The sequence below is a fragment of the Streptomyces lunaelactis genome, from assembly GCF_003054555.1.
GTDB classification, from domain to species: domain Bacteria; phylum Actinomycetota; class Actinomycetes; order Streptomycetales; family Streptomycetaceae; genus Streptomyces; species Streptomyces lunaelactis.
Genome location: NZ_CP026304.1, coordinates 2,610,484 through 2,630,034 on the forward strand (window position 1 = coordinate 2,610,484; position 19,551 = coordinate 2,630,034).

A 19,551-nucleotide genomic window follows, 5' to 3' on the forward strand; every position below is an offset into this window, starting at 1 on the left:
CCACCGCCCGACGCCATCCCTCCGCCCGGGGCGACGCGAGGACCTCGGCGATCACACCGCCGGGGTCCTCCGCTGTTCAAAAGCACTATCACCGGCACCGGCTGCTGGACCGATGCGGTGAGGTGATTCCGTACGTATGTAGCGACGTCGTTTCGACGCGCGTCGGGGGTCGCATGCTCGTGCGAGTGGGCGATGTACGTGACTTCGACAGTCACCGTCCCGGCCGGCGCGCCCTTCCTCGACAGCTGCGCGCATGCCGTCGGCGAGGCCGCTGGCCCAGGTGGAGCGCCCCGAGCGGAGCGAGGACGAACACGGGAGGAGCGGGTGAGGAGGGATGAGGAACAGTCGTGCACAAGGGTTGCGCCAAAGCCTGGCGAACCCGTTGCTGCCCCGGATGCTCCTCAACCCTCCGTTGCGTCTCTACTGCTTGGCGAGCTGGAGCAGGTCAGCGAACTTGCCGCTATCACTGCCAATGACCTTGATGTGACCGGCGAAAAAGCCCCTCGTCATAGCTTGGCTCGGGTTGTCATAGACCTCGGCGAAGGTCGAGGAATCCATCGTGATCGTGACGTCGGCACCACCCGGGCTTCCTTGCTCGACCCGCAGGGCCGACGTGTCGACCCACCATTCTCCGCCGCCGTAACCAGTGATGTTGACCTGGTACTTGTAGCCGACCTTGCGTACTTCCTCCGCGTGGCGCCCAAGCCCGGCGCCGAAGTCTTCGTTGAACCACTTCTGCACGTCGACGGCCATCAGTTCTCCTCAGGGTGATCGGGCATAGCCGGAACGATCCACCTTGTCACGCTGGGTGTCCGGCCCGTATCTCCGACAGGGCAAGATCACCCATCAGCGGGAGTGGAGGTTCACCAGATCGCGACGGCCCCGTTTCTGTTCCGACGGCTGGTGCTTGTCATCGAGATGACGCGCGAGCACAGCGTGTGACAGCTCCTCAGAACGTGGACCAGAGCCCGTTCCCCCCTGCACCGCCAGTGAGGCCTAGATCGTCCAGAACAACGGACAGCAGCCGCTTGAACCGCCCAGGGCTGAGCATCGCCGTATCGCCGGGCATTCCGTCACCCCACGCGCCGCATTTCGTCGGTTCCCAGGCTCCCGGCGCCAGTGTGGAACCGGGAGCCACACTCTTTGCCTGCAGCACACGCCATCCACTTGCCTACGCGGCCAACTGGGCCCAATCGCGCCACTTCAGCGCCACACGGTCGCTATCGACCGTGCGTGACCCGCGAGCCGCGGCCGGATACACAGCCACCTGTTCAAGCAGCAGCACCACAAGCCCCTTCTTGGCCGCCGAGGGGGCGTGCTTCCACCAGCGCACCAGGTCAGGCACACCCCCCAAGGGGGCGTACTTGACCTGTTCCAGGAGCCGCGCCTTCACCTCGGCCTCCCGGATGCTCTTGGCCAGCTCCTGGTCGGCCGTTTTGAAGGACTCCCTGGAAATCTCCCGCCGGGCGTAGTCCTCCCCGAGCTCCTTCTGCTGCGTACGGGCCGCTTCGATGTCCTTGCGCAACTGCTCGACCTCACCGAGCACCTGCTCCCGCGCCGCTTCCAAAAGGGCCTGCACCTCAGGCTTCGCCAGCTCCGCCAGCACGTGCTCTGCCACATAGGTCTCCAGCCGCCGCTGCTCACCACTGACCAAGCACGGCCTTCCCCCGATCCGCCTTCACGACCTGCGCCACTGCGCTGCCACGCTGTCGCTGGCAGCCGGCGTCCACATGAAGGCGATCCAGACGATGCTCGGGCACTCGTCGTACCAGCTCACCGCAGACACCTACACCTCCGTACTCCCGCAGTTCGAGAAGGCACAGGCTGAGGCCCCGGTCCAACTCGTGCCGCGCAAGACCAAGGCCAGGCAGCCGAGTGGCGAAACCAGTGTTCCCAAGAAAATTTCCGATGAGGCAGCTGCCTGACGCCATGTTCCCAGGACGTTCCCAGCACATATGAAAACGGCCCCTCGGAAGATCATTCCGAGGGGCCGTTCTCTACGTTTCGCCTGGTCAAGCGTGGTGGGCGCGGACGGTTTCGAACCGCCGACATCTGCTTTGTAAGTTCGCTCAGACCCCGCCCGGCACGCCCACGACCGAGGCCACAAGGCTCGCGTCCGACCGCTCGGAACTGTCGGCGTGCACCCACGTTGATGTCGGCTATGGATGTCAGCGGCTGCCCACTGACCAGCTCACTTCTTCTTCCGAAGCTTCTTCATCTTCGCTTCGGCTTCCCTCTTCTTCCGCTGCGCCACTCCGTAGCTCGACCAGCCCCCTGGTGCAACTGGCACCGAGAACTGTTCATGATCGCGGGCTTCGCGCACCGGCCCCCCTTGGCCGTAGGCGCCCCACACTTGGGCTGCGTCACCCTGCCTCCTCCCCTCCAGCGACTACCGGACCCCGGGATGGTCTCGCCGTCCACAGCCATCCGAAAGGCGCAGATGAAGCGGACAGGAGCACGGCCGGCACATACGCACGAGACCCCGCGCTCACCACATGCCCCAACCGGTCGCCCGGCGCTTCGGCCGACATCGCGCTAGCGACTGATCGGGACCTCGTAGACGATCTCGCACAGAGCCACGGGAACAACGATGTCCGCTGTCTCCACGGGCTGCCCCTGGTCGCTGTAGTAGGTCCGCCGGATGTGGGTCACCAAAGCCGCCTTCTGGATCCCCAGGAGTGACGCCTCCTCTGCCGTCGCCTGCCGCGGCTCCGGCTGTTCCACGGCATGGCTGACCGTGATGCCGATCTCGGCCATACGGTTCACGACACCGGACCCGGCATGCGGTCCGCCCTCGGGGAGGACGACCAACGTGCCGGCGGTGAGCTCGTACGGCTCCCAACTCGTCGATAGCTGCACCGGGCGGCCGTCGGCGAGGAACTCGTAAACAGTCCGGACGCACAGCTCGCCTTCACCGATCCCGAGCCGCGCGGCAATCTCAGCCGGCGCGGGAACCTTGGCCTCGGTCCGGCTCTCCCAGTTTCCCTGCCTGCCCAGGGCCTGCATGTCCGCGCGGAACGGAGAGCCGCCCGGCTGTTCGCGCGCCGAAGAACGGACCACGCGTACGCGCTGACGGGGCTCGGCGACGTACGTACCCGAACCCGCCCGGCCCTCCAACACGCCCTGGGAGATCAGCAGCTCCTGCGCCCGACGCACCACGTTCTCACCGACGCCACACTCCTCGGCGATCTGGGCTCGCGAGGGAAGCCGGTCACCGGCGGTCCACTCGTGCTCCGCGATCCGCTGCCGCAGTACGTCGGCGATGCGGAGATAAGGCGGTTGCTCAGGCATGTAGAAAATCTAGTCCACTAGCTCTAATCTAGTTAACTAGCTTCACTCAACGTGATCGATCGGCGACGGAGGCCCTCCTGTGCCCGCTTCGGAAGCAAGGGCCCAGGGCATCGCAGCCCGGCTGTCCGACCTGGGACTGGCCACGCGAGTGGAGGAACACGTCCGATACACGTCCGATACACATCGATCGAAGCGGAGGTACCGGAAGCGCTGCCCGCCGAATCGTGGCGGGAGGTCCTGGAAGTGGTGGCGGAGGCCGATCGGTTCGGACTCCTCGCCAGCAGCTTGACCGGCCGCACCCTCTGGGCCGCCGTAACCAAAACGGTCCCCGCGACGGGCGACGTCCGGGGACCTGGCCGTCAGCGATAGGAGCTGATCAGCATGCGCAACCGTATGGCCCCCACCACCGCCCGCACCAGTGGGCGCCCCCTCCGGCCGGCCCCACCACCCGGTGCGGACACCACCCCCTACCGGTCCAGCTCGTGTGCGATCGGCACTCACCGCGATTGCGCTCACTCGTCCCCCGCCACGGCACCGATCGGCGTCCCCGTGATCTACGAGGCATGCCATTGCCTCTGCCACTCGGCGGACCAGCGATCCACGCCGCGGCGGGTTGACCAGTGAGGGGATGGACACCCAGTGGGGCCCTTGCCACGAACGTCGAGATCACCTCGACAAGCGTGCAGCGCGGCGACGTCATCCAGATCGGCGGTCAGCCGTGCCGCGTCGCCGACCTCACCCAACTCCCTGGCGGCGCAAAGCGGCTCCACTTCGAGTCGGGCGAAGTGCTGACGATGCACGCCCGGACCCGTCTCGTCGCCCTGCGGATGCGGAGGCACTGGTGACCCAGCCCGCGCCTTCCCGCCGTCACGCCATCGCGGAGGACCTCCGGAACCAGATCTCGACGGGCCTCTTGAAGGCCGGGGCGCGTCTCCCCTCGGAGGCCCAACTCGCCGCCCACTACGCAGTCAGCACGCCCACTCTGCGGAACGCCCTCGCGCTCCTCCAGGGCGAAGGCCTGGTGGAGAAGATCCACGGAAGCGGCAACTTCGTGCGCCACCCCGTCCGCAGAATCACGTACGCCGGCGGAGGTCGCACCCCGTGCGCCGACGATGCCCTCCGCACCACCGTTCGCACTACCCGCCTCCGAGCCCACGGCCACCTGACCGCCCTCCTCAAGGTGCGGTCCCGCAGCCCCCTGACTGAGTTCCTCTGTCTCAGCCATGAGGGGAAGTCGCCACACAGCCTGACCCGCATCTACGTCCCCCGCGACCTGGCCCCGCCCGGTACCCCAGGAGGGTCGTTAGCCGCCCACCTTGCGGACCTGCGCCCGCCCCTGGCCACAGTCCAGGAAACGGTCAGCACCCGCCTCCCCACTCCGGACGAAGCGACGACGCTCCGCATCAGCGCGACCCTGGCCGTCCTCTCGATCACGCGGGTGGCAACCGCCATCACCGGCCGCGTGGTTGAGGTTGCCCTCCTGGTCCTCCCCGGAGACCGCGCCGACGCCATCTTCACCACCCACTACCCGACCGCACCCAGGAGGGCGGACGCATGACACCCCACAACGAACTGCGACTCCTGCCGTGGTCAGGCCAGGACGGCAAACCCTGCTTCCTGAGCACCGACGATGCCGCTGGCTACCTGTCCCGCCTCGCCGACAACACCGAATCGGTACAGCTCGGATTGGGATCCGAGCTGCTGGACCATGCACACGAAGTACTCGCCGGCAGGCATGCAGATCCGGAGCAACTCCACCTCCTTGCCGCGAACCTGACCAACGCCCTCCAGGACGCCATCCGGGTGGCCACCAGCCGCGGCCACCGCCTCCCGCACACCACCCTCGGGACCGACGAGGAGCACCCCGAAGCCCCGCGCCCGGCGGCCCCCCACCAATAGCCGCACTCCCCACGGAACGACTGAGCGGCCCCAGAGCCACCTTTGGGGCCGCTCTGCCGTCTTGGGCACACGGCTCCGGAGGCCCCGTACGTCTCACACGTTTCAGCAGGTCAGGGGGTCGTGCGCGGCCTGCGCGGCCAGGTCCGTCCACGTATAGGCCGCTACCGCTACACAGGGATGTACAGGTCATGCCGCGGCTTTGATGTGGGCGTGGGGGGACGGCCGCTGGTAGCCGCCAGTCAGGTCGGCACCCATGGCGGCCCAGAATCCTTTGGACTCCGCCAGGGTGTTCCTGCCACGCCGAGTGTCCATCCGCGGCGTGACGTGACGGGCCGAAACCAGACCGCGTTGCTGCGGCGAGAAGTGCCAGGGGATGTAGTCGGTTGACCCGCGAAGGGATAAGCGAGTGTTCAGGAAGATGCATCTATTTGCCATAGAATGCTCACCAATTTGAGTGGTCCCGAGTCGGCCTCAGATTAGCTTGTAGATCTTTGATGCACCATAGCCGAGATGGGGGCGAGATCGAGGAAGGGTAGGCTCGATGTCAGACGGTGACGTGAATGTTTGGCGTGATGAATTGATGATGTACGCGCAGGCGGCAGTGGGTACTCCTGAACTCGCAGCGGGACAAAATGCCAATCCTGCGTACTGTGCCTTCCTGAATCGCGAAGTGCGACTTCAGCTTCGGTTTATGGTCTTGCATCAGTCCTACCTCGCTCTCCTGTCGCTAGCGACGGTTCTGTTGCTGATCGGATCTCTGTGGCGGATCTGGGATGGGCAGGCGGGAGTTCAACAAATCGTGGCTTTGGCTGGCGCAGCCGTTACTGGCACTGCGGCGGCGTTCATCACGAAAAATGTCAAAGGCGCGCAAAAGGAATACAAGGCGGCCAGATCGGCGTTGCAGCAGGCCAACTGTTAAGGTTGAAAATTGGCACTGGGCCGGCGGAGCACCTTTGGGGCGGGATCCGGGTGCGGATGTCAGGGGCGTAACTCTCGTTTCCCCCTGTCGATGGCTGATGCGCACGGCTCCAGCTGTATAACAGGTAGCAACTAAGGGGCAATCGCTTGGCCTGCATAAGTGGCGGGGGCTGGTCCCGTGGGCGACTCTGTGAGTGAAACCTTCACTTCGCTCTAGGTAGTGAGGCCCATGCGCGTTCTCATTCAGGTTCACCCAACTCCGGATATTACCGCCGCCGTCATCGACTCGCCGGGCAAGCAGACCGCTGCTGACGTGGCCGGCGATCTCGCGGGAATCGACCTGGACTCGTCATATCTCCCTGTAGCGATGCCGAAGCCGGTTCCGAAGTCGGGGGACGGCGACCCGCTGTCAATGAGGCAGCCGTTGGACTTTTCTTGGGAGCCAGTCGATGCGAGCGTGTTGGTTCGCGGGGAGATCTCAGATGAGGAGTCGGGGCCGCGGTTGGCAGCCCTCACCGGGCAGCAGCCCAACATTGTGGGCGTATTCGCTGACGCGGTAATTGAATCACTACCCACGTGTCCTGATCATCCGGTCGGCACATGGAATGACGTGGCCAGCGTTCTGCATGTCACCAAACTCCACGAGCAGGGACTGGATGGGAGTTCTGTCGCCGTTGCCGTGGTTGACAGCGGGATCAACCTTGTGCACCTGGGATCGTCTGGTGTGACTGCAGCTACTGTCGATCAAGATCGCAGCTGGAGTCCGTCCAGTGTCCCGCATCTTCCCGGAAGATTTCCCGTTGATCACGGCACAATGTGCGCGTTCAACGTTCTTATCGCCGCGCCGAGCGCGCACCTTCTTGATGTGCCCGTACTGCTGTCTCGGCGCAGGGAACAGACTGTAATGGAAGGCTATCTGTCCGATGCGATTGCGGCGTACGCACACCTGCGATCCACGCTTGAGTTGATGCCGGAGAATAACCGCTCTCTCGTCGTTAGTAATAGCTGGGGTCCGTATACGCCGAGCTGGGACTTCCCCCCTGGGCATCCTGGTAATTACTCGGACAGCCTTGCGCACCCCTTCAATCAGGCTGTTGCCGAACTGGCGAATGCCGGCGCCGATGTGCTGTTTGCAGCAGGGAACTGCGGAAGGGAATGTCCGGATCGCCAATGTGGTTACAGTGTTCGACCTATCGTTGGTGCTAACTCTCATCCGCAAGCCCTCTCGATTGGAGGGGTGGACGTGGCGAAGGGAGGGCGGTTGGGGTACTCGTCGCAGGGGCCAGGTAGGCTCGCCCGCCGCAAGCCGGACCTGTGTGGGTACACACACTTCCTTGGCTCTCAGGCATACGGCGTGGGGAAGGCCGACACCGGCACATCCACGGCCTGCCCCGTCGTGGCTGGTGTGGTCGCTGCGGTGCGATCCGCATGGTCCGCGAAAGATCTCAGTCCCGAAGAGATGCGGGCACTGCTCCAGCGCACCGCCCATGATCCCAGTCGTCGAGGCTTCAGCGACGACTATGGATATGGCACCATCAATGTGCCTGGGCTTCTGGAGGCCCTCCAGCAGCTCCAGTCCATCTAAGTGGCGGTGCAGCATGTCGAAGACCAGACAACTTCTCGTTACTGTGAGGCTACCCTCTGGTATCACGTACTCGGATGCCCTGGAGAGGCTGGAGCTATCGCCTGATGAGGTGGATGCGGAGTACGGATTGGTGCCGCTCGATGCGGACCGGGGACTCTATGTACTTCTGGTGGTAGAGCGCGTTGCGGCTCGCCTCGAAGGCCGAGATGGGGCGGAGGGCGTAGAAGGGGTCTATGCCAATCCGAGGATCTCCCCCTACCTCTGAGAACGACGCGGCGCTGCCTTCTTGGGGTATTCGATCTTGAAAACCGTCGTGGCGCGAGTCACCGTGGGTTCAAATCCCACACCCACCGCAGATGAACGGCCCCTGACCAGCCAGTCTGGTCGGGGGCCCGTCTCGTTCACGTGACTGCTAAATACCGTGTTTCCCCGCGGCTTCCCGACTGATCGGGCACGGTAGGGGCACGACAGGAACAAGATCCAGGGGGACGGGATGGATGAAGATCAGATAGCGCGTGCAGTTGCTCGGGGTATGCACCAGTACGAGGCGGATCAGAGAGCAGCCGAGAGGCGCCGGGTCCAGAAGCTGGGCATTTTCGTATTTATCGCCGCGCCGGTGGTAGGACTCCTGATCCTCGCGTCCTTCGGCAAGCTCGGCTGAACGACACGCTCCCAAGCCACGACGAGACCGGTACCGACGCGGAGCGACCACACCGGCCGGCACCACATCGCGGCAGCAGCTGCTCCCCGCCCGCCCATTCCCGGTGGTGCGTTCGCCTCACGCACCCGTCATCCGTGACGGCGGGGGTACGGCGCCCGGCCCGACTCAGGCCTGGCGGTCGGCCAGCCGTGCGTAAGAGGCCACCCCTCCCTCGCCGCTGGCCGTCTTTTGGCACCTCGTCCCGGCCGCAGTCGGCAGCGCTCCCGGCCACGCATGCCATGTGACGGTTGCCGTGTCTGTAGGCCCACACGGGCTGCCCATCAACCCGAGCCGTAGGCGTGCGGTCGGCGGCCGGGCTGGAGCGGGGCGCAGACAGGAGCGCAGGCCCGGGCGACGGGCCGCACGCGCCGCGCGTGCGCGGCGGGTGCCTTGATGAAGTAGGGAAACTCTTACCGCGCCGCCCGGATCAGAGCGCGAAGGGCTCGTAGGCCATGGCTCGGTCCACAATCTTTTCGGCGCTTAGTTCGGGGTCGAAGTCCCAGTAGATGTAGTCGCTGATGTGGGGACATCCCAGTCCCGCTTTGAGGGCGTCGAGGGCTGCGTCGGCTTCGCCCCCGTCGGTGATGCTGCCGTCCATGAGTCGTGCAACGAGGGCTACAGCTTCGTCGCGTGTCACGCCGTGAGGAGCTGCCGGCCGTCGTGGCTGCGGACGTGGGGGCCTGCTTCGTCCAGGGCGTCCAGGAGGCGGATCGCGTAGACCTCGGACATCTGCTCGGATACCTCCTCCGGGGTGAGCCAGGCGACCGCGGTCGATTCCTCCGAGGTGCGCTCGGTTCCGCCGGACGGCTTGCAGCGGAAGACCAGGGCGACGATGCCTCGGGACGTGTTCTTGTAGACCCCGGTCAGCTCGTCCACCTCGACGTGGATGCCCGTCTCCTCCAGGACCTCGCGGCGTACGCCGGCCTCCGGGGACTCGGTGAGTTCGAGGACTCCGCCCGGCAGTTCCCAAGTCCCGTTGTCCACCCGACGGATCGCCAGGAACCGGCCGTCCTCGCGCAGCACTGCCCCGGCTACGGACACGGAGTGCAGTGGCGTTGACTTGTGCTGCGGGGAACCCGTACTCATGTACAGGAGCATAGGAGGAAGAGAAGGACTATGGGAACCGCAGTAGGAGGTGGCAGGGCCGTACCTCGGTACGTGCAGATCGCCGACGACATCGTCCAGCAGATCCGGGCCGGGGTGCTGGGTCCCGGCGACATGGTGCCGAGCGAGTCGGAGCTGGTGGAGCGCTACGGCGTGGCAGGCGGGACGATCCGCAAGGCGATGGTGGAGGTGCGGGCCAGCGGGCTCGTGGAAACCCGGCACGGGAAGGGCTCGATCGTGAAGGCCCGGCCGCCGGTACGGCACCGGTCCTCGGACCGCTTCCGGCGCACGCACCGGCAGGAGGGCAGGGCTGCGTACCTCGCCGAGTCCGCCCAGTCCGGGGCTGAGGCCAAGGTGAGCGTGCTGTTCATCGGCCCCATGGAGGCGCCGGAGGAGATCGCGGAGCGGCTCGCGGTCACCGCGGGGACTCAGGTGCTTGCCCGGCGGCGGCTGTACTTCCGGGACGGTACTCCGGTGGAGACGGCTACCTCGTACCTGCCCTGGGACGTCGTGAAGGACATCCCGGAGCTGTTCGCCGAGAACCCCGGCCCTGGCGGGATCTATGCACGGCTGGAGGACCACGGTCACGTCTTCGCCGAGTACGTGGAGACCCTCCAGGCCCGGCCGGCCGCCAAGGCTGAGGCGACCGAGCTGTCACTGAGCCCCGGCGCCCCGGTGGTGCATCTGCTTCGCGACGCTGTCACGGAGGAAGGCCGAGTGGTGGAGGTCTGCGACACCCTCATGGCCGCTGACCAGTTCGTCTTTGAGTACCGGATCCCCGCGCGCGACTGACGCCCGCTCAACTCTCCACAGCCCGCTGCGAGTTTCTCTTCGCGGCGGGTTGACTCATGTATAGGAGTCAGGCACTCTTCTTCATGCCACTCCTATACATGAGTGACGGAGTCCCACCGCTATAGAGGAGTGATCTGCTGTGCGTCAGATTCCCGTTGACACCTCCGCCGCCCTGGTGATGGTGGCCCAGCCCCCGGCCGTGAAGATCAAGGACCGTCGCACCGGTGAGATCGCCACCGATGCCGACACCGGCGCCCAGATGATGACGGTGGACGTACTCTTCGCCGCGAACGGCGAGGCGGAGGTCCTCTCCATCGCCGTCCCGGCCCCGGGCATCACGGGTGACTTGGTGATGGGGACCTCGGTCGCGCTGACCGGGCTGGTCGCCCGCCCGTGGGAGAACGAGTTCAACGGCCAGAAGCGCCACGGGATCAGCTTCCGTGCCGTCGCCGTCACCTCGCTGGCCAAGGAGGGCTGAGCGTGAACGCCTTATGGGTCACGCTGCTGGTGGTCTCGGCCGTCGCACTCGTCCTGCGCTGGCTGCGGCCCACCTGGTACTGGTTAACCTTCGGGGTCACCTTCGCGACGATCCGCGTCCTCATCCGCTACCGCTCGGTGATGGACGCCTGCGGGCTCACCGTCCCGCCCGCCCGCTGGCGGCTGACGCTCGCCCGGGTCACCAACCGCCCTTCCCCCGAAGACCGTTCGCCGCGGATTCTGCGGCTACGGCCCACCTCGACCGGCCTGGTTCTGCGGCTGAAACTCCGGCCGGGGCAGGACGCGTTCGACTTCTCCGCCTCCTCCGACCGGCTGCGGCACTCCTTCGCCCTCCACAACGTCGTCTCGCGAGAGATCCGCTCCGGCGTCGTCGAGCTGCGGATGACCGGATACGACGTACTCAAGCGGGTGCGCATGCCGGCCGCCGTCCCCGATGGGGTGCTCCGGGTGCCGGTGGCCCTGCGGGAGGACGGGGAGGTCCACCACCGTGACTACCGGCAAGTTCCGCACGCCCTGAACGTCGGAGCGACCCAATCCGGGAAGTCCGTCTACCAACGCACGCTTGTCGCCGGGCTCGCACCGCGGAATGTCGCCCTGGTCGGCATCGACTGCAAGAACGGCGTCGAACTCGCGCCGCTGGCTGCCCGGTTCACCGCCCTGGCCGACAACCCGGTCGAAGCGGCTGAGCTGCTGGCCGCACTCGTCCAGTACATGGGCCGCGTCTACGAAGTCATCCGGGCCGAACAGCGCATCAGCGTCGGCCTACCGGATGCGGAGATCACGGCCGACATCTGGGACCTTCCCGCGCACCTCCGTCCCGTACCCGTCGTGCTACTGGTGGACGAAGTCGCGGAGCTTGCCCTCGCCGCGGTCAAGGCCGACGAAGCCCGGCGGGACCAGATCATCACCGACCTCGTCCGCCTCGCGCAGCTCGGCCGCGCCGCCGGCATCTATCTGGAGATCTGCGGCCAGCGCTTCGGCTCCGAGCTCGGCAAGGGGATCACGATGCTCCGCGCCCAGCTCACCGGCCGCACCGCCCACCGCGTCAACGACGAGACCTCGGCGAACATGGCCTTCGGGGACATCTCCCCGGACGCCGTCCTCGCCGCCGTCCAGATCGGCAAGGACCGCCCCGGTACCGCCGTGGCCGGTGACTCCTCCGGCGGCTGGTCCCGCATCCGGGCCCCGCACACCACGCTCCGCCAAGCCGTGGACACCTGCAACGCCCACGCACACCGCACCCCGAGCATCCCGGAGCTGGAGCGCTTCCGGCCCGCGCTCCCGGTACGCGTCCTCGTCGGCGAGGTCCAGCCGAAGAGCGCCACAGCAGGTGCCTTCTAAGCACGTGGTCCCACCCGGTTGGCGCGGCCTCTCGCGCCACGTCCCTACCCGACCCATGCCTGAATCGAGGTGAAGACCATGACCCGCCTGGTCCGCCCGGACGCCGTCCTCGTCCAGGCCGTCATCGCCGGAGCCCTGTCCTTCGCCCACCTTCACGACCTCGCCGAAGCCGCCGGACAGCGCGGCTGGAAGGCCTGGGCCTACCCGGTCAGCGTGGACCTGCTCCTCGTCGCCGCCTGGCACCGCCTGCGCACCCTGCGGGACGCGGGGGAGCCCTCGCGGTCGGCCTGGTCCTGGTTCGCCGTCGCCCTGGCGGCCTCGCTCGGCGCGAACGTCGCCACCGCCGGCCTCCTCGACCTCGGCGACGTCCCGGACTGGCTCCGCATCCTCGTCGCCGGATGGCCCGCGCTCGCCTTCCTCGGCGGCACGCTCCTGGTCCACAGGCCTACGCCGCCCAGCGACCCGGATCCGGAGCCTGCCCCGGCGCCCCTGCCTGTGGTCGAGCAGGAGACAGAACCCGGCGTACAGGTCGCCCAAGCTCCCGCCCTTCCCGCCCCAGCACCGGTACCCGCACCTGCGGTCACCGCTCCGCCCGCCCTCGTGGCCCACGCCCAGAAGATCGCCGCCGACCACCGCACCCGTACCGGCTCGGACATCGACACCGAGACCCTGCGCGCCCGGCTCGGCGTCCCGTCCCCGATGGCCGAGGCCATCGCCGCCCAGCTTGCCTGAGGAGGCCCGATGCCCGCCCGGATCAACTTTCGCTCGCTGATGAAGATCGGCCCCGTTCAGATCGGCACCTACCGCGACCGGTACGGCCGCACCAAGGACTCCGCCGTGTGCACCGCCGACTCCTGTGGCTGGTCCTCCGACTACAGCTCGTCGACCGCCGCCCAGCTCGCCGCCCGCTCCCACCGCTGCCGCGTCAGCTGACCCGAAAGGCCCACGTCATGGACGTACCGCTCTGGTTCGCCCTCCTCGCCGTCGGAGTCCTCGGCGTGAAGCTCATCCGCCCGCCCTGGTGGCTCGTCGCCGTGATCCTCCTTGGCGGCTTCCTCCTCGCGGACAGCTTCCTCGCCCCCGCCATCGACACCGCGATCAACAAGTAGCCCGCCCCGGAAGGAGAACAGCCGTGTTCAAGCCCAAGTACCCCAGCCCCGACACGTACACCCCGGCGACCATCCGCCCGACCCCGGAGCCCGCCGAGTACGCAGGGTCCATCCCGGCCCCGATGCCCACCACGGCCCCGAACGCCCTCGGCGGCCTGGTCCAGAACTCGCCCGGTACCGCGCTCGCCCTCGTCGCCGGCGGAGTCGCCGGAGTCCTCGCCCTGGCCTCCGTCGCGGTCTCGCTGCTCCTGGCCGTCGCCGTCACCGCGGTGGCCCTGTCCGTCAGCGCCGTCGTCCTGCTCTTCCTCGTCCGCGCTCTGCGCCAGGAGTTCAAGAGCCGTTGACCGGCCCCGGGACGGCCTCAACCGCCAAGTTTCCGCCGTCCCGGAGCCGCGCTCCTGCCCGAACCAAGAGATCCGGAAGGAACCACAAGCATGACTCAGTACGCTTTGGGACAGCTCTGCGCGAACTGCGCCGGCCACGCCTCCGTTGCCATCACTTTCGGCGGCCGCGACCGCTCCGGCCGCCTGCGCACGATCACCGCACACTGCCCGGCCTGCCACGGCACCGGCAAGCGCCTTGCCCTCCGCTTCGTCATCACTTCGGCCGGGCGGTGACCGCCATGCTGCCGGACATCGACATGACGAACCCGCTGACCGCACAGACCGCTGCGTTCCTGGCCTTTGCGCAGTTGGCGGAGCTCCACCCGACACTGCCAGGCGCCTACATCACCACCAGCCAGATCAGCCCCACCGAGGCAAGCGTCCTTCTCGACAGCCCTGCCGACCTCGAAGCCTGGCGTCTGGCTACGCACACCGAAGTCGACGACGTGCAGCTCGCCGACCACAAGGGCGAAAGGAAACTCCACTTCACTGCACCACTCGGTCGGATCACTCTCAAGGTCTTCACGGTTTTCGCCCCGGCCTCCGTGGTGGTGAGCGCGTGACCAACCCCGCGTCCGTCGCGGAGCTGGGTCCCGGCCTCCTCGGCGACATGCTGAAGGTGGCCGGGGCTCCCGGTTACGCCCGCTGGGAAGACCAGATCCACCGCACGGGCGGCTGCTCCGACCCGATCCACATCACCGGCTGGACCGTCACCAAGGACAGGACCTCGGGCGAGATCCTGCACCGTTACTCCACGGAGAGCGAGCCCGGTGCCCGCCTCCGTATCGCCTGTGGCAACCGCCGAGCCTCCCGCTGCCCGGCCTGCGCCTGGACCTACGCCGGAGACACCTACCACCTCATCCGGGCAGGACTGGCCGGAGACGACCGCCGCGATATCCCCGCCACCGTTCGCGAGCATCCCCGCGTCTTCGCCACCCTCACCGCTCCGTCCTTCGGCCCGGTCCACAACCGCCCCGCCAGCCATCCCTGCCGCTGCGGCCAGCACCACCAGGAGGACGCGCCCGAACTCGGCACCGCCCTCGACCCGTCCACCTACGACTACGCCGCCGCCGTCCTCTTCAACAACCACGCGGGACAGCTCTGGCAGCGCTTCACGACCCGCCTGCGCCGCGAGATCGCCGCGTACTCGGGGCTGACCCAGCGCGAGCTGAAGGAGGAAGCCCGGATCGCCTACGGCAAGGTCGCCGAGTTCCAGAAGCGCGGCGCCATCCACTTCCACGCGGTCATCCGCATCGACGGACCCACCGGGCCGCTCAGCCCGCCACCCTCCTGGGCCAGCACGGAGCTCCTCGACCGCTCGATCCGGGCCGCCGTAGCCCACGTGTACACCTCGATCACCGTCCCGGCCGCCGCTGACCAGCCCGCCCGCACCTTCCGCTGGGGCACCCAGCTCGACGTACGCCCGATCAAGGCCTTCGGGGACGGCTCCGACATCACTGAACAGGCCGTCGCCTCGTACGTGGCCAAGTACGCCACCAAGGCTGCGGAGAACACTGGCACCCTCGACCGCCGGATCGGCAACCGCGAAGCCCTGGTCCTCCTCGACGTCCCCGACCACACAGCCCGCCTGATCGGGGCCTGCTTAGATCTCGACTCGCTCTACCCGGACCGCCGCCTCGCCGCCTGGTCGCACATGCTCGGCTTCCGCGGGCACTTCTCGACCAAGTCCCGCCAGTACTCCACCACCCTCGGCGCCCTCCGCCAGTCCCGCGCCGACTACCGCGCCGCCCAGGAGAGGGAAGCCCGCGGGCTCGCCGACGCCGAGCCGGACACCGTGCTCACCCTCGCCTCCTGGCAGTACGCCGGCCACGGCCACAGCCCCGGGGAGTCCGTGCTGGCCGCCACCATCGCCCGGGACATCCAGCTCAACCGGCAGACCGCCCGCGAAGCCCTGCGCGACCAACACGACCTGGAAGGAGCCGCGTTATGACCACCGCCACCGCCGAGCTGCTGACCGTGCCTGAGGTCATGGAGCGGCTCAAGCTGGGGCGCTCGACCGTCTACGACCTCATCCGGTCGCGGCGGCTCGTCTCCATCACCATCGGCCGGGCCCGCCGCATCCCCGCCGACGCCGTCCGCGAGTTCATCGACCACGAGATCGGAGAGGCCGCCTGATGGCCACCCAGCGCAAGCGCAACCCGAACGGCGCCGGCACCATCACCCAGCGCAAGGACGGCCGCTTCCAGGCCGCCGTGTACGTCCTCCAGCCCGACGGGACCCGGGCCCGGAAGTTCGCCTACGGCAAGACATGGGCCGAGTGCGACGTGAAGCGTCGGGACCTACTCACCAAAGTGGACCAAGGCGTGCCCGTGCCCACGCGGTCGGCCAAGCTCTCCGAGTGGCTGCCGTACTGGCTCGACAACATCGTCAAGCCGCACCGGAAGCGGACGACTTACGCGAAGTATGAGGTGCACGTCCGGTTGTACCTGGTGCCGCTGCTCGGGTCGAAGCGGCTCGAATCGCTGAGCGTGGGCGACGTTCGGCGGGTCCTCGTGCAGCTGCAGAAGAAGACCAGCGCCGCGACCGCCAAGGAGTCGCATCGGGTGCTGCGGACCGCTCTCGCCGCGGCCGTTCGGGAGGAGTTGGTCACTCGGAACGTGGTGACGCTGGTGGAGCCTCCGAAGGTTGAGGATCGGGAGCTGTCGCCGTGGACCCTCCAGGAGACGTTGGACTTCCTCGCCGCCGGCCGGAAGGACCCGCTGTTCGCCGCGTTCGTGCTGGCTATCGCGCTCGGGTTCCGGCGCGGCGAGATCGTCGGCCTGCGGTGGGAGAACGTGGACTTGGATAAGCGAGAGATCCGGGTCCGGACTCAGCGGCAGCGCGTTGGGGGCGAAGCCTACGAGGACGGCCCCAAGGGCAAGCGGCGTCGGCAGACCCTCCCCTTGCCCGGGATCTGCGTCGCTCCCCTGCGCTGGCAGCGGATGAAGCAGGCGGAGGCGCGGGTCAAGGCCGGGGAGAAGTGGGAGGAGACCGGGTACGTCTTCACCACGCGGACCGGGCGGCCCATCGAGCCGCGGAACGTCTACCGGTCCTTCACCCGCGTGGCCAAGGACGCTGGCCTCAGGGTGATTCGGTTGCATGACGCGAGGCATGGGACGGCCACGCTGTTGACCGCCGCCGGCGTACCGCCCCGGGTCGTCATGGAGATCCTCGGGCACTCGCAGATCGCCGTCACCATGAACGTCTACGCGCACGTCGTGCAGGACACGCAGCGCGAGGCGATCGGGCACATGGACCGGCTGCTCAGGCAGCGGCCCGGTCGTTCCTGACCGCTCCCGTTGATGTCAGATGTGGATGCAAAAGACCCCCGACCGTGACCGGTCGGGGGTCTTCTTGCTGGTGGGCGCGGACGGTTTCGAACCGCCGACATCTGCTTTGTAAGAGCAGCGCTCTACCCCTGAGCTACGCACCCGTGGATGAGGGAACAGCGTACATGGCATCCAGGGCCCACCTGCAAACCCGTTCCCGGCAGGCGCCCCAGGTACGGGGGCTATCCCCACCCCCGAGACGGTGGGCGTCCGGATCGCCCCCCCGTCACGCCGCCCCATACGGTGAGTGCACATCGGCAGCACTACCTGGGGGGAACGATCACCGTGGCCGCACTCCGCACCAACACCCGCACCCGCACCGCCCGTGCGATCGTCGTCGGTTCGGGTGTCCTCGTCGCGGCCGTCGTCCTCACCGGGTGCGGGGGCGCCGATGCCGGGGACGCGCCCGTCGAATCCCGGTCCTTCCCCCTGGCCGGGAAGACGCTGACCATCGACTCCGACAGCTCCGACATCGATCTCGTCCCCGCCGATGTGTTGGACGTGCAGGTGACCCGGCAGGTCGACGGGTGGGTGTTCATGGGGAACGGCCCCGAGGCCTCCTGGAACATGAAGGACGGGAAGCTAACCTTCCGCGTCACGTGCGACGCCGTCGCGAGTGAGTGCGCGTCGCGGCACACCGTGAAAGTTCCGCGCGGCGTCGCCGTCACCGTCGAGGACGACAACGGGAGCGTGACCGCCGGCGGGTTCGACACCGCGTTGAAGATCCGGTCCGACAACGGCGAGGTGACGGTACGGGACTCCAGCGGGCCCCTCGAGCTGCGCAGCGACAACGGGGAGATCGTCACCGATCGCGTCACCGCCAAGACCGTGACCGCGCAGTCGGACAACGGGTCGGTTCAGCTCAGGCTGAGCGCCGTGCCCGACCGGGTCGACACCGTCAGCGACGACGGGGAGGTCGTCATCGAGCTGCCGCGCGCCGGGGCCCCGTACGCCGTGACGGCCAAGAGCAGCAACGGCGATGTTGATGTCGATGTGCCGACCGACGGGGGCAGCGCGCACATCGTCACCGCCCGAAGTGACAACGGCAAAGTCACTGTACGAAGCGCGAACTAACCGACCCGTGTGTTCGTCCTTACCTGGTGGGAGAATGAACCGGGCAGGGCGAATCAGCACGGGAGAGGGATGTGACGGCGACACACGCGCAGCCGCACGCAAGAGCGAAAGCGAGTGCGAGTGCCGTCCGCGATGTCCTGGTGCTGATGCTGCTGCCTCTGCCGTTGGTCGTCGCGGCGCTGCCGGGCGCGGTCGCCGGCGGGGGTACGCGGCGCTGGTTCGGCGGGCGCGGTGAGAGCCAGCGGGCCGATGCGCAGGCCGCGAAGGACGCCGCCGCCGCTGCCTTCGTCGAGCTGGACACGGCCCAGCGTGATCTCCGTATCTCGATAGAGACGATCACGGCGGTGGACAATTCGCCGGGCGCGCGCCGGGCCGTGGACGACTTCGCGGCGCTGGGGCGGCGGATCGACGAGGTGAGCCTCGCGTACATCACCGCCGTCGACGCGCATGATCTCGACCGCGACGATCTGGAAGCCTCGGTGGCCGCCCAGGCGCGCGGTGAGCTGACGCGGGCCAAGGACGATCTCGTGCGGGTCAACGGCGAGCTCGACCGGTTCACGCAGGGGCTCGGGCCGCTGCTGGACAAGGCGGAGACGCAGCTCGCCCGGCTGGCGCCCGCCGTGGAGCGGGCGCGACAGGCGCTCCTTTCCGCGAGCAATGCTCTCGATTCGGCGCGGAGCTCCGGACTGCGAGCAGACGATCTCGCGGCCCGCCTCGCCGCCCTCGGGCCCGAGCTGACCATGCTCAACCAGGGCGCCGGGCGCCACGGCGTGGCCGAGACCCTCCAGCGCGCCGACCGGGTGCTGCGGGACGCCGAGGGCGTACGGGCCGAGGCCGAGCGGCTGCCCGAACGCGCCACCGAGACCGACAAGCGCCTGGTGTCGCTGCGTACGCGCGCCCAGGCCCTCACCAACCGTGCCGGCTCCGTCGAGCCGATCCTGAGCGAGCTGCGGCGCCGCTTCACCGCCGCCTGCTGGCAGGATCTGCAGCCCGTCCCCGAGCAGGCGGCGATCAGCGTCCACCAGGCCGAGGAGAGGCTCAAGGAGGCGGCCAAGGCGCGCGACGAGCAGCGGTGGGCGGATGCGACAGCCCTGCTCAGTACGGTCCGAGCCCTGCTGAACAGCACCGATGAGGCGGTTTCGGCCGCGGGCGACCGGCTGCAGCGGCTCAACGCCGTCGCCAAGGACCCGCAGCACGAGATCGAGCGCACCCGGTTCGCGATCCGCGACGCGCAGCGCCTCGCCATGGCCGGGCGCAACACCCCGGACCCCCGCCACGCACGGCCGCTGGACGACTCGGTGGCCCGGCTGGAGCGGGCCGTCGCGGGGCTCGAGGGCCGGCACCCCGACTACTGGCATTTTCTGATGGAGACCGAGGCGGTGCGGCGCACGGTGGCGCACGTGGTCGAGCAGATCCGCGAGGACCTGGGCGCGGGCGCCTCCTGAGCCCACAGCACGATCCACGTCCGGCGAGCCGTGAGCCCGCGCGCCCGAGTCATGGGCCGTACCTCCCGCGCCCCGAACCGGTC

General features: G+C 67.9%; 27 protein-coding genes, 1 tRNA gene and 1 pseudogene. 23 read left to right on the forward strand and 6 right to left on the reverse strand.

The window, feature by feature from the left end; all coding sequences use genetic code 11:
* Positions 1–420 precede the first annotated feature (420 nt).
* Positions 421–753, reverse strand: a complete 333-nt coding sequence (locus tag SLUN_RS11815; RefSeq protein WP_108148448.1) for an SCP2 sterol-binding domain-containing protein — start codon at positions 751–753, stop codon at positions 421–423.
* A gap of 418 nt (positions 754–1,171) precedes the next feature.
* Entirely contained in the window at positions 1,172–1,618 is a 447-nt protein-coding gene (locus tag SLUN_RS11820) for a hypothetical protein (RefSeq protein WP_159100231.1), read from the reverse strand.
* Positions 1,619–1,670: 52 nt separating this feature from the next.
* On the opposite strand from SLUN_RS11820, the gene SLUN_RS11825 reads away from it, so the two are divergent.
* The gene (locus SLUN_RS11825; RefSeq protein ID WP_257153912.1) at positions 1,671–1,925 is read left to right on the forward strand and encodes a tyrosine-type recombinase/integrase; all 255 of its coding nucleotides are present in this window, start codon (positions 1,671–1,673) and stop codon (positions 1,923–1,925) included.
* 610 nt (positions 1,926–2,535) lie between these two features.
* Here the strand turns inward: SLUN_RS11825 and SLUN_RS11830 are convergent.
* Positions 2,536–3,291 (reverse strand): GntR family transcriptional regulator, encoded by a 756-nt coding sequence (locus tag SLUN_RS11830; RefSeq protein WP_108148451.1) that lies wholly within the window; start codon positions 3,289–3,291, stop codon positions 2,536–2,538.
* 79 nt (positions 3,292–3,370) lie between these two features.
* Here SLUN_RS11830 and SLUN_RS41095 point away from each other — a divergent pair.
* The 8 genes and pseudogenes from SLUN_RS41095 (at position 3,371) to SLUN_RS39420 (ending at position 8,354) form a co-directional block, all read left to right on the forward strand.
* Positions 3,371–3,660 (forward strand): annotated as a pseudogene (locus tag SLUN_RS41095) (hypothetical protein).
* A gap of 251 nt (positions 3,661–3,911) precedes the next feature.
* Complete coding sequence (locus SLUN_RS11845; protein ID WP_108148453.1) at positions 3,912–4,136, forward strand: hypothetical protein; 225 nt, start codon at positions 3,912–3,914, stop codon at positions 4,134–4,136.
* Complete coding sequence (locus tag SLUN_RS11850) at positions 4,133–4,849, forward strand: GntR family transcriptional regulator (RefSeq protein ID WP_108148454.1); 717 nt, start codon at positions 4,133–4,135, stop codon at positions 4,847–4,849. The genes SLUN_RS11845 and SLUN_RS11850 overlap by 4 nt, the downstream gene beginning before the upstream one ends.
* Positions 4,846–5,190 (forward strand): hypothetical protein, encoded by a 345-nt coding sequence (locus SLUN_RS11855; protein ID WP_108148455.1) that lies wholly within the window; start codon positions 4,846–4,848, stop codon positions 5,188–5,190. Before SLUN_RS11850 ends, SLUN_RS11855 begins: the two co-directional genes overlap by 4 nt.
* Before the next feature lie 541 nt (positions 5,191–5,731).
* Positions 5,732–6,109 carry a hypothetical protein gene (locus SLUN_RS39415; protein WP_159100232.1) on the forward strand — a complete coding sequence of 126 codons (378 nt, stop codon included), beginning with the start codon at positions 5,732–5,734 and terminating at the stop codon, positions 6,107–6,109.
* Between the two features lie 228 nt (positions 6,110–6,337).
* Positions 6,338–7,693: a S8 family serine peptidase gene (locus SLUN_RS11860; protein ID WP_108148456.1), complete on the forward strand. Its 1,356-nt coding sequence runs from the start codon at positions 6,338–6,340 to the stop codon at positions 7,691–7,693.
* Between the two features lie 13 nt (positions 7,694–7,706).
* Entirely contained in the window at positions 7,707–7,958 is a 252-nt protein-coding gene (locus SLUN_RS11865) for a hypothetical protein (RefSeq protein WP_108148457.1), read from the forward strand.
* A gap of 228 nt (positions 7,959–8,186) precedes the next feature.
* Complete coding sequence (locus tag SLUN_RS39420; protein ID WP_159100233.1) at positions 8,187–8,354, forward strand: hypothetical protein; 168 nt, start codon at positions 8,187–8,189, stop codon at positions 8,352–8,354.
* Between the two features lie 466 nt (positions 8,355–8,820).
* Here the strand turns inward: SLUN_RS39420 and SLUN_RS11870 are convergent, their stop codons facing one another.
* The gene (locus SLUN_RS11870; protein WP_257153708.1) at positions 8,821–9,030 is read right to left on the reverse strand and encodes an e9imm peptide; all 210 of its coding nucleotides are present in this window, start codon (positions 9,028–9,030) and stop codon (positions 8,821–8,823) included.
* Positions 9,027–9,491, reverse strand: coding sequence for an NUDIX hydrolase (locus SLUN_RS11875; protein WP_108148459.1), 465 nt, complete (start codon positions 9,489–9,491; stop codon positions 9,027–9,029). The genes SLUN_RS11870 and SLUN_RS11875 overlap by 4 nt, the downstream gene beginning before the upstream one ends.
* 18 nt (positions 9,492–9,509) lie before the next feature.
* On the opposite strand from SLUN_RS11875, the gene SLUN_RS11880 reads away from it, so the two are divergent.
* The 12 genes from SLUN_RS11880 to SLUN_RS11935 all read left to right on the forward strand — a co-directional run bounded on the left by SLUN_RS11880 (position 9,510) and on the right by SLUN_RS11935 (position 16,910).
* The gene (locus SLUN_RS11880) at positions 9,510–10,289 is read left to right on the forward strand and encodes a GntR family transcriptional regulator (protein ID WP_108148460.1); all 780 of its coding nucleotides are present in this window, start codon (positions 9,510–9,512) and stop codon (positions 10,287–10,289) included.
* Positions 10,290–10,428: 139 nt separating this feature from the next.
* Positions 10,429–10,767: an SCO3933 family regulatory protein gene (locus SLUN_RS11885; protein ID WP_108148461.1), complete on the forward strand. Its 339-nt coding sequence runs from the start codon at positions 10,429–10,431 to the stop codon at positions 10,765–10,767.
* 2 nt (positions 10,768–10,769) lie between these two features.
* Positions 10,770–12,128, forward strand: a complete 1,359-nt coding sequence (locus tag SLUN_RS11890) for an FtsK/SpoIIIE domain-containing protein (protein ID WP_108148462.1) — start codon at positions 10,770–10,772, stop codon at positions 12,126–12,128.
* Positions 12,129–12,206: 78 nt separating this feature from the next.
* A complete protein-coding gene (locus SLUN_RS11895; protein WP_108154685.1) occupies positions 12,207–12,860 on the forward strand; it encodes a DUF2637 domain-containing protein in 654 nt (217 codons plus the stop codon).
* 9 nt (positions 12,861–12,869) lie between these two features.
* Positions 12,870–13,061, forward strand: coding sequence for a mobile element transfer protein (locus tag SLUN_RS11900; RefSeq protein WP_108148463.1), 192 nt, complete (start codon positions 12,870–12,872; stop codon positions 13,059–13,061).
* A 17-nt stretch (positions 13,062–13,078) separates the two neighbouring features.
* Positions 13,079–13,237, forward strand: a complete 159-nt coding sequence (locus SLUN_RS11905) for a hypothetical protein (protein ID WP_107084747.1) — start codon at positions 13,079–13,081, stop codon at positions 13,235–13,237.
* A 23-nt stretch (positions 13,238–13,260) separates the two neighbouring features.
* Positions 13,261–13,581 (forward strand): SpdD protein, encoded by a 321-nt coding sequence (locus tag SLUN_RS11910; protein WP_108148464.1) that lies wholly within the window; start codon positions 13,261–13,263, stop codon positions 13,579–13,581.
* A 90-nt stretch (positions 13,582–13,671) separates the two neighbouring features.
* The gene (locus tag SLUN_RS11915) at positions 13,672–13,854 is read left to right on the forward strand and encodes a hypothetical protein (RefSeq protein ID WP_108148465.1); all 183 of its coding nucleotides are present in this window, start codon (positions 13,672–13,674) and stop codon (positions 13,852–13,854) included.
* A 5-nt stretch (positions 13,855–13,859) separates the two neighbouring features.
* On the forward strand, positions 13,860–14,183 hold the full coding sequence (locus SLUN_RS11920; RefSeq protein WP_108148466.1) for a hypothetical protein: 324 nt from the start codon (positions 13,860–13,862) through the stop codon (positions 14,181–14,183).
* Entirely contained in the window at positions 14,180–15,571 is a 1,392-nt protein-coding gene (repSA, locus tag SLUN_RS11925; RefSeq protein WP_306610688.1) for a replication initiator protein RepSA, read from the forward strand. Before SLUN_RS11920 ends, repSA begins: the two co-directional genes overlap by 4 nt.
* A complete protein-coding gene (locus tag SLUN_RS11930; protein ID WP_108148467.1) occupies positions 15,568–15,756 on the forward strand; it encodes a helix-turn-helix domain-containing protein in 189 nt (62 codons plus the stop codon). The genes repSA and SLUN_RS11930 overlap by 4 nt, the downstream gene beginning before the upstream one ends.
* Positions 15,756–16,910, forward strand: a complete 1,155-nt coding sequence (locus tag SLUN_RS11935) for a tyrosine-type recombinase/integrase (protein WP_108148468.1) — start codon at positions 15,756–15,758, stop codon at positions 16,908–16,910. Before SLUN_RS11930 ends, SLUN_RS11935 begins: the two co-directional genes overlap by 1 nt.
* A 68-nt stretch (positions 16,911–16,978) precedes the next feature.
* On the opposite strand, the gene SLUN_RS11940 is transcribed toward SLUN_RS11935, so the two are convergent.
* Positions 16,979–17,053: transfer RNA gene (locus SLUN_RS11940), tRNA-Val, on the reverse strand.
* A gap of 175 nt (positions 17,054–17,228) precedes the next feature.
* Between SLUN_RS11940 and SLUN_RS11945 the strand changes: the two genes are divergently transcribed.
* Positions 17,229–18,023 carry a DUF4097 family beta strand repeat-containing protein gene (locus tag SLUN_RS11945; RefSeq protein ID WP_371413909.1) on the forward strand — a complete coding sequence of 265 codons (795 nt, stop codon included), beginning with the start codon at positions 17,229–17,231 and terminating at the stop codon, positions 18,021–18,023.
* A 71-nt stretch (positions 18,024–18,094) separates the two neighbouring features.
* Positions 18,095–19,468: a hypothetical protein gene (locus SLUN_RS11950; RefSeq protein ID WP_108148470.1), complete on the forward strand. Its 1,374-nt coding sequence runs from the start codon at positions 18,095–18,097 to the stop codon at positions 19,466–19,468.
* Positions 19,469–19,551: the final 83 nt, after the last annotated feature.

What these genes read in the sequence shown, in the direction of transcription:
- SLUN_RS11875 (WP_108148459.1), bottom strand. Translation starts at nt 9,491, where the DNA reads ATGCTCCTGTACATGAGTACGGGTTCCCCGCAGCACAAGTCAACGCCA.
- SLUN_RS11920 (WP_108148466.1), top strand. Translation starts at nt 13,860, where the DNA reads ATGCTGCCGGACATCGACATGACGAACCCGCTGACCGCACAGACCGCT.
- SLUN_RS11860 (WP_108148456.1), top strand. Translation starts at nt 6,338, where the DNA reads ATGCGCGTTCTCATTCAGGTTCACCCAACTCCGGATATTACCGCCGCC.
- SLUN_RS11830 (WP_108148451.1), bottom strand. Translation starts at nt 3,291, where the DNA reads ATGCCTGAGCAACCGCCTTATCTCCGCATCGCCGACGTACTGCGGCAG.
- SLUN_RS11915 (WP_108148465.1), top strand. Translation starts at nt 13,672, where the DNA reads ATGACTCAGTACGCTTTGGGACAGCTCTGCGCGAACTGCGCCGGCCAC.
- SLUN_RS11880 (WP_108148460.1), top strand. Translation starts at nt 9,510, where the DNA reads ATGGGAACCGCAGTAGGAGGTGGCAGGGCCGTACCTCGGTACGTGCAG.
- SLUN_RS11900 (WP_108148463.1), top strand. Translation starts at nt 12,870, where the DNA reads ATGCCCGCCCGGATCAACTTTCGCTCGCTGATGAAGATCGGCCCCGTT.
- SLUN_RS11815 (WP_108148448.1), bottom strand. Translation starts at nt 753, where the DNA reads ATGGCCGTCGACGTGCAGAAGTGGTTCAACGAAGACTTCGGCGCCGGG.
- SLUN_RS39415 (WP_159100232.1), top strand. Translation starts at nt 5,732, where the DNA reads ATGTCAGACGGTGACGTGAATGTTTGGCGTGATGAATTGATGATGTAC.
- SLUN_RS11865 (WP_108148457.1), top strand. Translation starts at nt 7,707, where the DNA reads ATGTCGAAGACCAGACAACTTCTCGTTACTGTGAGGCTACCCTCTGGT.
- SLUN_RS11935 (WP_108148468.1), top strand. Translation starts at nt 15,756, where the DNA reads ATGGCCACCCAGCGCAAGCGCAACCCGAACGGCGCCGGCACCATCACC.
- SLUN_RS11930 (WP_108148467.1), top strand. Translation starts at nt 15,568, where the DNA reads ATGACCACCGCCACCGCCGAGCTGCTGACCGTGCCTGAGGTCATGGAG.
- SLUN_RS39420 (WP_159100233.1), top strand. Translation starts at nt 8,187, where the DNA reads ATGGATGAAGATCAGATAGCGCGTGCAGTTGCTCGGGGTATGCACCAG.
- SLUN_RS11855 (WP_108148455.1), top strand. Translation starts at nt 4,846, where the DNA reads ATGACACCCCACAACGAACTGCGACTCCTGCCGTGGTCAGGCCAGGAC.
- SLUN_RS11905 (WP_107084747.1), top strand. Translation starts at nt 13,079, where the DNA reads ATGGACGTACCGCTCTGGTTCGCCCTCCTCGCCGTCGGAGTCCTCGGC.
- SLUN_RS11895 (WP_108154685.1), top strand. Translation starts at nt 12,207, where the DNA reads ATGACCCGCCTGGTCCGCCCGGACGCCGTCCTCGTCCAGGCCGTCATC.